At 54.6% G+C, this 11231-nt stretch carries 4 protein-coding genes, 2 tRNA genes and 3 rRNA genes; all 9 read right to left on the bottom strand.

All coding sequences use genetic code 11. The features are described from left to right. Positions 1 to 142: 142 nt before the first annotated feature. The 9 genes from ATH90_RS03515 to ATH90_RS03470 all read right to left on the bottom strand — a co-directional run bounded on the left by ATH90_RS03515 (position 143) and on the right by ATH90_RS03470 (position 11214). A complete protein-coding gene (locus ATH90_RS03515; protein WP_034101916.1) occupies positions 143 to 2446 on the bottom strand; it encodes a PqiB family protein in 2304 nt (767 codons plus the stop codon). Next, complete coding sequence (locus tag ATH90_RS03510; protein WP_034101913.1) at positions 2439 to 3062, bottom strand: paraquat-inducible protein A; 624 nt, start codon at positions 3060 to 3062, stop codon at positions 2439 to 2441. The genes ATH90_RS03515 and ATH90_RS03510 overlap by 8 nt, the downstream gene beginning before the upstream one ends. Next, positions 3049 to 3708: a paraquat-inducible protein A gene (locus tag ATH90_RS03505; RefSeq protein WP_034101910.1), complete on the bottom strand. Its 660-nt coding sequence runs from the start codon at positions 3706 to 3708 to the stop codon at positions 3049 to 3051. The genes ATH90_RS03510 and ATH90_RS03505 overlap by 14 nt, the downstream gene beginning before the upstream one ends. A gap of 162 nt (positions 3709 to 3870) precedes the next feature. Continuing rightward, positions 3871 to 3986: ribosomal RNA gene (rrf, locus tag ATH90_RS03500) — 5S ribosomal RNA — on the bottom strand. Positions 3987 to 4142: 156 nt separating this feature from the next. Then, positions 4143 to 7034: ribosomal RNA gene (locus tag ATH90_RS03495) — 23S ribosomal RNA — on the bottom strand. A 240-nt stretch (positions 7035 to 7274) separates the two neighbouring features. Next, a tRNA-Ala gene (locus ATH90_RS03490) sits at positions 7275 to 7350 on the bottom strand. A 10-nt stretch (positions 7351 to 7360) separates the two neighbouring features. Next, positions 7361 to 7437: transfer RNA gene (locus tag ATH90_RS03485), tRNA-Ile, on the bottom strand. A 122-nt stretch (positions 7438 to 7559) separates the two neighbouring features. Beyond that, positions 7560 to 9096, bottom strand: a 16S ribosomal RNA gene (locus ATH90_RS03480). Together the 16S, 23S and 5S rRNA genes with 2 tRNA genes alongside form the textbook arrangement of a ribosomal RNA operon. A gap of 624 nt (positions 9097 to 9720) precedes the next feature. Next, entirely contained in the window at positions 9721 to 11214 is a 1494-nt protein-coding gene (locus tag ATH90_RS03470; RefSeq protein ID WP_034103145.1) for a CoA-acylating methylmalonate-semialdehyde dehydrogenase, read from the bottom strand. Positions 11215 to 11231 lie beyond the last annotated feature (17 nt).

Below are 11231 nucleotides of genomic sequence, written 5' to 3'. Positions count from 1 at the left end.
GGCCTTTTTTATGGTTTTGAATAGTGGCGTGCTTTTGGGGGCCTCTTCGCGAGCAAGCCTACTCGCACAGTTGACCGGGTTTTTCCTGTAGGAAAGCGGTCGGATGTGGGAGCGGGCTTGCCCGCGATGGCCGCGCCTCGGTCTATTTACCGAGTGGGATTTTAGGCGCCCAGGTCAGCCATTCTTCTTCGAACTTGTCGAACAACGGGAAGGTTTGCTGCGGTCGAGCGGCATTGCCCATGCGCTCGCCGTCTGGCGTGGCGAAGGCGATGCCACCGGCAACCAACGTCTCCAGCGATTCCGTACGCACGGTAGCACCTTTGAACAGGCCGAAGTCGAGGCCAAAGCCACTGGTGTTCCAGAATCGGCTGCCACTGCGCACCAGGGGAGCGTACTTGGGCTCGATCAGGATATGGATCAGCACGCGGTCCGCAGTCTGGCCCAACTCGTAGCCGGTGACTTTGCCCACGGTGACTTCACGATAGGTGACCGGTACGCCTTCCTTCAGCGAACCACGGCGTGCGGCGCTGAGTGTCAGGCTCAGGCCCGCCTCTTGGTGGGCGGCTTCAGGAGGCTGGTCCAGCGCGACGAAACTCTTCTGTGGGCCGGCGTTTTTCGCGGCGGGTTGCACTTCGATGTATTGCCCGGTGACCAGGGTTTCCAGATTGGCGGTTTTCATCAGGCCCAGCTCTGGCTTGACCACCCAGAACTGGCTGCCGGCGCGCGCAATGCGGTCCGCTACCTGGGTGATACGTGCACTGAGGATTACCGACTGCATGTCGGCACTGAGGTCAACACTTTCGATCTTGCCCACATCCAGGCCTTTGAAGCGCACCGGTGTGCCAGTGCGCATGCCGTCGGCGCGGTCGACCTTGATGGTGACCAGGGTGCCATGTTGGTTGGCGGCCTCGCGGTCGGCAAACAGGCGGAAGCGTGGAATGCGTTTTTTCAGCGGTACGTTCGGCTCAGGGGTTTCGAAGGCGATACCGCCGGCCATCAAGCTGGCCAGGGATTCACTCTTCACCTGGATGCCACCGGTGAGGCCACCGGTCAGGGTGACGCCGCTGGCATTCCAGAAGCGCGTGGAGCCGTTGACCAGGTTTTCGTATTCCTTCTCGATGTGGACGCCGATCACCAACTGCTTGTTCTTGCGCGAGAACTGGTAGCTCTGCACCGAGCCGACCTTGACCTGCTTGTAGAGGATAGGGCTGCCGACATCCAGGGAGCCGAGGTTATCGGTGAACAGCACCATGTGCAGGCCTGGGGAGCGCAGGTCCAACGGCGGCGCTTTTGCCCGTGCGACAAATTCGCGCTGTGGGGCGGTGCCTTTGTCACCAGGGCGGATGGCAATGTAGTTACCTTTGACCAACGCCTCAAGCCCGGTGATACCCGCCAGGGAGATGGAAGGCTTGACCACCCAGAACTGGGTATCTTGCACCAGGTAATCTTCGGCCAGCGGGTCAAGGGTCAGCTCTGCGTTGGCGCTGGACAGGTCTGAGTCGATCTTCAGGGTTTTCAGGCTACCGACCTGGATACCCTTGTACATCACTGGCGTACGTCCGGCCTGCAAGCCTTCGAAGTCGGTGAGCTTGACCTTGACCTTGATGCCAGCCGCAGCGGCGTCGAAGTCTTCGTACAGGCGGAATGGCAGGCTCGGGTCAGTGGGTGGACTGTCCTTGCGGTTCTCTGGCGTGGCGAAGGCGATGCCGCCAGCGACGATGCTCGAAAGAGATTCGCTGCGCACCTTCACGCCCGAGAGGTTGGCGTCGATGCTGATGCCGCTGGCATTCCAGAAACGTGTGTGTTTGCGCACCAGGTTGGCGTAGGTCGGTTCGATGTAGACCTTTATCTCAACGGTACTCTGGTCTTCGGAGAGCAGGTAGCTTTTGACCTGGCCCACCTGGATCTGCTTGTAGAACACCGGGCTGCCTCGGTTCAGCGAGCCAAGACGGTCGGCCTTGATCGTCAGGTGAAGCCCCGGCTTGGCGTCGGAGAGCGGCGGCTCTTCGGAGAGCGCCTTGAATTTGCGCGTGGGCTCACCATCGCCAGGGCTGGCGGCGATGTAGTTACCTGACACCAGGGTTTCCAGGCCTGTGATACCGGCGAGGCTGACGCTTGGTTTGACCAGCCAGAAGCGTGTGTTGGTCTTGAGGTATTGCTCGACGTCCTTGTCCATCTCGATGGTGGCGATCACCCCGCGATTATTGCCTTCATCGTCCAGGGCCAAGGTCTTGACCTTGCCGACAGGCATGCCTTTGTAGACCACTTCGGTTTTGTTGACTTGGATCCCTTCTCCGCTTTCAAAGCGTACCTGGATCTCGATGCCCTGTTGGGAATAGGCACGCCATCCCAGCCAGCCTCCGATAATCAGGGCAATCAGGGGCAATACCCAAATAGCCGACCAGTTGGAGGCCGGGCGGGTTTTAGCTTTAGGCAAATCACTCATGGTCGTCGTCCGACTCCGTGTTATCCCAAATCAGTCGGGGATCAAAAGTTACTGCGGCAAGCATCGTCAAGATCACCACACTGGCGAACGCCGCAGCGCCGAGGTTGGCCTCGACACTGGCAAGCCGCCCAAAGTTTACAACCGCCACCAGGATGGCGATCACGAAAATGTCCAGCATGGACCAGCGGCCAATGAATTCGATAAAGCGATACATCACAATGCGTTGTTGCGCGGACAGCGGTTGATGACGCTGCACCGAGAACAGTAGCAGACCGATGCCTACCAGCTTGAACGTCGGCACCAGGATGCTGGCAATAAATACGACTGCGGCAATAGGAAACATGCCGTGCTGCACCAGTTGGATCACACCCGCCATGATCGTGCTGGGGTCACCCTGGCCAAGGGAGTTGATGGTCATGATCGGTAGAAGGTTGGCCGGGATGTATAAAATGGCCGCCGTGATCAGCAACGCCCAGGTACGGGTGAGGCTGTTTGGTCGACGGGCATGGATCAACGCACCGCAACGGGTGCAGGTCTGCTCGTCGGTATCCGGCTCTTGCTTGTTCAACTCGTGGCATTCGGTACAAATCAGAATGCCCGCATCAATCGCCCGCATGATCATCCTCTCCTGACAACGCTTGCCAGATCTGGTGGGGCGACATCACCACCTCAAGTAGCACCTGAACCATCAGCAAGGCGACGAAACAACCCAGGCCCAGGCCGACGGTGATGGAGGCCATGTCGGCGAGTTTCACGATCGCAACCAGCACGCCCATCAAGTAGACCTCCAACATCCCCCAATCCTTCATATGATGGTAGATGCGGTACAGCAGCAATCCGTAACTGCGGCCAACCTTCCAGCGGATGCTGAGCAGCACTGCCAGCTGGCAAAGTAGCTTGAGCAATGGAATGCCCATGCTGCATAGAAAGACAACGGCGGCGACGCCCTGCATACCGGTATCGAAAAGGCCTACGACACCGCTCCACACGGTGTCTTCAGAAGACTGCCCGAGTAGATTGAGCTGCATGATGGGCAGAAAGTTCGCAGGGATGTATAGCAGCAGCGCAGCCAGCACCAACGCGAGGCTTCGCTCAACGACATTGTGACGGTGGGCATAAAGCTCATAACCGCAACGAGGGCATTGGGCTTTTTCGCCGAGGGCGAGCACTGGTTTGCGCATCAGTAAGTCGCACTCATGGCATGCCACCAGGTCGTCCAGTGGTAAATCCGACACCTCAAGGGCATCAACCGGATCCGGCATAGATAGGGCTCTGACTCTAAAAAAGGTTAGGTGCCTATTCTAGTGGTCTGGTTCAGAAATAACTGTGCAAATTTGTTTGGGGACCAGACGGCTGCTTTGGGTTTTCGACCGCCCAAAACAAAACCCCTGTTTGCGTCAGCAAACAGGGGTTCTGGAATTTAATCTTGACGATGACCTACTCTCACATGGGGAAACCCCACACTACCATCGGCGATGCATCGTTTCACTGCTGAGTTCGGGATGGGATCAGGTGGTTCCAATGCTCTATGGTCGTCAAGAAATTCGGGTACTGAGTCGTGGCCAGCTGGCCTCGCTTCAGCAAAATGGGTATGTGATAGCTTTCGGTGTTTGTGAGATTCGAACTTTCGGTTCATTTCGTCTTCACACACCGCAATCTGATGCTCGTTAGAGTAGTCAAATTGCTTGGGTGTTATATGGTCAAGCCTCACGGGCAATTAGTATTGGTTAGCTCAACGCCTCACAGCGCTTACACACCCAACCTATCAACGTCGTAGTCTTCGACGGCCCTTCAGGGAACTCAAGGTTCCAGTGAGATCTCATCTTGAGGCTAGTTTCCCGCTTAGATGCTTTCAGCGGTTATCTATTCCGAACATAGCTACCCGGCAATGCCACTGGCGTGACAACCGGAACACCAGAGGTTCGTCCACTCCGGTCCTCTCGTACTAGGAGCAGCCCCTCTCAAATCTCAAACGTCCACGGCAGATAGGGACCGAACTGTCTCACGACGTTCTAAACCCAGCTCGCGTACCACTTTAAATGGCGAACAGCCATACCCTTGGGACCGGCTTCAGCCCCAGGATGTGATGAGCCGACATCGAGGTGCCAAACACCGCCGTCGATATGAACTCTTGGGCGGTATCAGCCTGTTATCCCCGGAGTACCTTTTATCCGTTGAGCGATGGCCCTTCCATACAGAACCACCGGATCACTAAGACCTACTTTCGTACCTGCTCGACGTGTCTGTCTCGCAGTCAAGCGCGCTTTTGCCTTTATACTCTACGACCGATTTCCGACCGGTCTGAGCGCACCTTCGTACTCCTCCGTTACTCTTTAGGAGGAGACCGCCCCAGTCAAACTACCCACCATACACTGTCCTCGATCCGGATAACGGACCTGAGTTAGAACCTCAAAGTTGCCAGGGTGGTATTTCAAGGATGGCTCCACGCGAACTGGCGTCCACGCTTCAAAGCCTCCCACCTATCCTACACAAGCAAATTCAAAGTCCAGTGCAAAGCTATAGTAAAGGTTCACGGGGTCTTTCCGTCTAGCCGCGGATACACTGCATCTTCACAGCGATTTCAATTTCACTGAGTCTCGGGTGGAGACAGCGCCGCCATCGTTACGCCATTCGTGCAGGTCGGAACTTACCCGACAAGGAATTTCGCTACCTTAGGACCGTTATAGTTACGGCCGCCGTTTACCGGGGCTTCGATCAAGAGCTTCGCGTTAGCTAACCCCATCAATTAACCTTCCGGCACCGGGCAGGCGTCACACCCTATACGTCCACTTTCGTGTTTGCAGAGTGCTGTGTTTTTAATAAACAGTCGCAGCGGCCTGGTATCTTCGACCGGCATGAGCTTACGGAGCAAGTCCTTCACCCTCACCGGCGCACCTTCTCCCGAAGTTACGGTGCCATTTTGCCTAGTTCCTTCACCCGAGTTCTCTCAAGCGCCTTGGTATTCTCTACCCAACCACCTGTGTCGGTTTGGGGTACGGTTCCTGGTTACCTGAAGCTTAGAAGCTTTTCTTGGAAGCATGGCATCAACCACTTCGTTAACTAAAAGTTAACTCGTCATCAGCTCTCGGCCTTAGAATCCCGGATTTACCTAAGATTCCAGCCTACCACCTTAAACTTGGACAACCAACGCCAAGCTGGCCTAGCCTTCTCCGTCCCTCCATCGCAATAACCAGAAGTACAGGAATATTAACCTGTTTTCCATCGACTACGCTTTTCAGCCTCGCCTTAGGGACCGACTAACCCTGCGTCGATTAACGTTGCGCAGGAAACCTTGGTCTTTCGGCGTGGGTGTTTTTCACACCCATTGTCGTTACTCATGTCAGCATTCGCACTTCTGATACCTCCAGCAAGCTTCTCAACTCACCTTCACAGGCTTACAGAACGCTCCTCTACCGCATCACTTACGTGATACCCGTAGCTTCGGTGTATGGTTTGAGCCCCGTTACATCTTCCGCGCAGGCCGACTCGACTAGTGAGCTATTACGCTTTCTTTAAAGGGTGGCTGCTTCTAAGCCAACCTCCTAGCTGTCTAAGCCTTCCCACATCGTTTCCCACTTAACCATAACTTTGGGACCTTAGCTGACGGTCTGGGTTGTTTCCCTTTTCACGACGGACGTTAGCACCCGCCGTGTGTCTCCCATGCTCGGCACTTGTAGGTATTCGGAGTTTGCATCGGTTTGGTAAGTCGGGATGACCCCCTAGCCGAAACAGTGCTCTACCCCCTACAGTGATACATGAGGCGCTACCTAAATAGCTTTCGAGGAGAACCAGCTATCTCCGAGCTTGATTAGCCTTTCACTCCGATCCACAGGTCATCCGCTAACTTTTCAACGGTAGTCGGTTCGGTCCTCCAGTTAGTGTTACCCAACCTTCAACCTGCCCATGGATAGATCGCCCGGTTTCGGGTCTATTCCCAGCGACTAGACGCCCTATTAAGACTCGCTTTCGCTACGCCTCCCCTATTCGGTTAAGCTCGCCACTGAAAATAAGTCGCTGACCCATTATACAAAAGGTACGCAGTCACAGAACAAAGTCTGCTCCCACTGCTTGTACGCATACGGTTTCAGGATCTATTTCACTCCCCTCTCCGGGGTTCTTTTCGCCTTTCCCTCACGGTACTAGTTCACTATCGGTCAGTCAGTAGTATTTAGCCTTGGAGGATGGTCCCCCCATATTCAGACAAAGTTTCTCGTGCTCCGTCCTACTCGATTTCATGACTAAGAGATTTTCGCGTACAGGGCTATCACCCACTATGGCCGCACTTTCCAGAGCGTTCCGCTAATCTCAAAGCCACTTAAGGGCTAGTCCCCGTTCGCTCGCCACTACTAAGGGAATCTCGGTTGATTTCTTTTCCTCAGGGTACTTAGATGTTTCAGTTCCCCTGGTTCGCCTCTTGCACCTATGTATTCAGTACAAGATAACCATCTTATGATGGCTGGGTTCCCCCATTCAGACATCTCCGGATCAAAGTCTGTTTGCCGACTCCCCGAAGCTTTTCGCAGGCTACCACGTCTTTCATCGCCTCTGACTGCCAAGGCATCCACCGTATGCGCTTCTTCACTTGACCATATAACCCCAAGCAATCTGGTTATACTGTGAAGACGACATTCGCCGAAAATTCGATAATACTCAATTACGAGTAACTCACAAATTTTACCTTAGCCTGATCCGTTACCAGTGAAAGTAACGTTCAGTCTATCTTTCTATCACATACCCAAATTTTTAAAGAACGATCTAATCAAAGACTAGAAATCAATATTCACTTCAGAATATTCATTTCTAAACTCTAACAGCAGAAGCAGTTAAATGGTGGAGCCAAACGGGATCGAACCGTTGACCTCCTGCGTGCAAGGCAGGCGCTCTCCCAGCTGAGCTATGGCCCCATAACAAAATTGGTGGGTCTGGGCAGATTCGAACTGCCGACCTCACCCTTATCAGGGGTGCGCTCTAACCAACTGAGCTACAGACCCAATTTCGAGCGCAACTGATTAGCTAAGAGCTATCAGCTTGGAGCTTAAAGCTGCTTCTATCGTCTTCTTCAATGAATCAAGCAATTCGTGTGGGAACTTATGGAGCAGCTGATGTCGTCGATTAAGGAGGTGATCCAGCCGCAGGTTCCCCTACGGCTACCTTGTTACGACTTCACCCCAGTCATGAATCACACCGTGGTAACCGTCCTCCCGAAGGTTAGACTAGCTACTTCTGGTGCAACCCACTCCCATGGTGTGACGGGCGGTGTGTACAAGGCCCGGGAACGTATTCACCGCGACATTCTGATTCGCGATTACTAGCGATTCCGACTTCACGCAGTCGAGTTGCAGACTGCGATCCGGACTACGATCGGTTTTATGGGATTAGCTCCACCTCGCGGCTTGGCAACCCTCTGTACCGACCATTGTAGCACGTGTGTAGCCCAGGCCGTAAGGGCCATGATGACTTGACGTCATCCCCACCTTCCTCCGGTTTGTCACCGGCAGTCTCCTTAGAGTGCCCACCATTACGTGCTGGTAACTAAGGACAAGGGTTGCGCTCGTTACGGGACTTAACCCAACATCTCACGACACGAGCTGACGACAGCCATGCAGCACCTGTCTCAATGTTCCCGAAGGCACCAATCTATCTCTAGAAAGTTCATTGGATGTCAAGGCCTGGTAAGGTTCTTCGCGTTGCTTCGAATTAAACCACATGCTCCACCGCTTGTGCGGGCCCCCGTCAATTCATTTGAGTTTTAACCTTGCGGCCGTACTCCCCAGGCGGTCAACTTAATGCGTTAGCTGCGCCACTAAAAGCTCAAGGCTTCCAACGGCTAGTTGACATCGTTTACGGCGTGGACTACCAGGGTATCTAATCCTGTTTGCTCCCCACGCTTTCGCACCTCAGTGTCAGTATTAGTCCAGGTGGTCGCCTTCGCCACTGGTGTTCCTTCCTATATCTACGCATTTCACCGCTACACAGGAAATTCCACCACCCTCTACCATACTCTAGTCAGTCAGTTTTGAATGCAGTTCCCAGGTTGAGCCCGGGGATTTCACATCCAACTTAACAAACCACCTACGCGCGCTTTACGCCCAGTAATTCCGATTAACGCTTGCACCCTCTGTATTACCGCGGCTGCTGGCACAGAGTTAGCCGGTGCTTATTCTGTCGGTAACGTCAAAACAGTTACGTATTAGGCAACTGCCCTTCCTCCCAACTTAAAGTGCTTTACAATCCGAAGACCTTCTTCACACACGCGGCATGGCTGGATCAGGCTTTCGCCCATTGTCCAATATTCCCCACTGCTGCCTCCCGTAGGAGTCTGGACCGTGTCTCAGTTCCAGTGTGACTGATCATCCTCTCAGACCAGTTACGGATCGTCGCCTTGGTGAGCCATTACCCCACCAACTAGCTAATCCGACCTAGGCTCATCTGATAGCGCAAGGCCCGAAGGTCCCCTGCTTTCTCCCGTAGGACGTATGCGGTATTAGCGTCCGTTTCCGAACGTTATCCCCCACTACCAGGCAGATTCCTAGGCATTACTCACCCGTCCGCCGCTCTCAAGAGAAGCAAGCTTCTCTCTACCGCTCGACTTGCATGTGTTAGGCCTGCCGCCAGCGTTCAATCTGAGCCATGATCAAACTCTTCAGTTCAAACATCTTTGGGTTTTTAAGAAACCCTAAACTTGGCTCAGCAATCGTTGGTTACATCTTTGATTTCTCGCGGAGTAACTTGTGATGCTGATAATCTTGTTGACTATCAGTCTGACTCCACAAGCACCCACACGAATTGCTTGATTCAGTTGTTAAAGAGCGGTTGGTTAAGATCTTTCGTCTCAACCGAGGCGCGCATTCTACAGCAGCCTCATTTGCTGTCAAGTGATTATTTTCAGAAGTTTTCGAAGAATTCTTCAACAACTTCAACCACTTGCGCTTCCGATCTCTCGTTAGCGGGAGGCGAATTCTACAGCGTTACACGCTGCTGTCAACACCTCTTTTTCTCCGCTTTCGACCGAGAAGATCGAAACGTTAATAGAGCCAAACAACACCGCCCTACCAACTCCTTCTGGGCTTCGATGAACCGAAGCAACTCGCTGTCGAATTCTGCGTAACTACTTGTTTACCAAGGAGTTTTCCGTTTCGACTGCGCCGGAAGTGGGGCGAATTATAGACTTCTAGAATCTGCCGTCAACACCTTTTTTCACATTTCTGTCATATCGGTCAAAAAGGCCAAAAAACGCAAAAGCCGGCCCCAAGGGGCCGGCTTTCTAGTCAGCCTTACAAGCTAGGGAAGGCAAACTGCGACGCTTCATGGCTGGCCCGTTGCGGCCAACGCTGGGTAATCGCCTTGCGACGGGTATAGAAACGCACCCCATCCGGCCCATACGCATGCAAGTCGCCAAACAGCGAACGCTTCCAGCCACCAAAGCTGTGATAGGCCACTGGCACCGGCAGTGGCACGTTAACACCCACCATGCCCACTTCAATCTCGTCACAGAACAGACGCGCCGCCTCGCCGTCACGGGTGAAGATGCACGTACCGTTACCGTATTCGTGATCGTTGATCAGCTGCATCGCCGCTTCCAGGCTATCGACCCGTACCACGCACAGCACCGGCCCAAAGATCTCTTCTTTGTAGATACGCATTTCAGGCGTCACATGATCAAACAGACTGCCGCCCAGGAAGAAACCTTCTTCATGGCCCGCGACGCTCAGTCCGCGACCATCGACCACCAACTTGGCGCCCGAAGACACACCGTCTTCTATATAGCCACTGACCTTGTCTCGCGCCTGCCCTGTCACCAGCGGCCCCATATCCAGGCCGCAAGAAGTGCCCGCACCAATCTTCAAGGCCTTGACCTGCGGCACCAGCTTGGCAATCAACGCATCCGCCACCTGATCACCCACGCACACGGCCACCGAGATCGCCATGCAACGCTCGCCGCAAGAACCGTATGCCGCGCCCATTAATGCACTCACGGCGTTATCCAGATCCGCATCCGGCATCAGTACCGCGTGATTCTTCGCGCCACCCAGCGCCTGCACGCGTTTGCCGCGCTTGGTCGCTTCCGAATAGATGTACTCGGCAATCGGCGTCGAGCCCACGAAGCTCAGCGCTTTCACTTCCGGTGCTTCGATCAGCGCGTCCACCGCGCCCTTGTCACCGTGCACCACACTCAGCACGCCTTTAGGCAGGCCGGCCTCCTGCAGCAGTTGTGCGATCAAGAGCGTTGAGCTCGGATCACGCTCCGATGGTTTCAGGATGAAACAGTTACCGCAGACGATCGCCAGCGGATACATCCACAGCGGCACCATCGCCGGGAAGTTGAACGGCGTAATACCGGCCACCACGCCCAGAGGCTGGAAATCCGACCACGCATCAATGTTCGGTCCTACGTTGCGGCTGTACTCGCCCTTCAGAATCTCCGGTGCAGAGCACGCATACTCGACGTTCTCGATCCCGCGCTTCAGCTCACCGGCGGCATCTTCCAGCGTCTTGCCGTGCTCTTCGCTGATCAATTGCGAGATACGCGCTTCGTTCTGCTCCAACAACTGCTTGAAACGGAACATCACCTGGGCGCGCTTGGCCGGCGGGGTATTACGCCAGGCCGGGAACGCCGCCTTGGCCGAGTCGATCGCCTGTTGAATGGTTTCACGGCTGGCCAGCGGCACCTGGTGGATCACCTGGCCGGTGGACGGGTTGTACACGTCGGCGCTGCGACCGCTGTCGTTGACCAACTCTCCGTTGATCAAATGCTGGATAAGGCTCATGCAGGGCTCCTGAAAAG

Origin of the sequence: Pseudomonas lurida, from assembly GCF_002563895.1 — a bacterium.
GTDB lineage: Bacteria > Pseudomonadota > Gammaproteobacteria > Pseudomonadales > Pseudomonadaceae > Aquipseudomonas > Aquipseudomonas lurida.
Note: the sequence above shows the minus strand (reverse complement) of the source record. Positions and strands in the feature narration are given on the sequence as shown.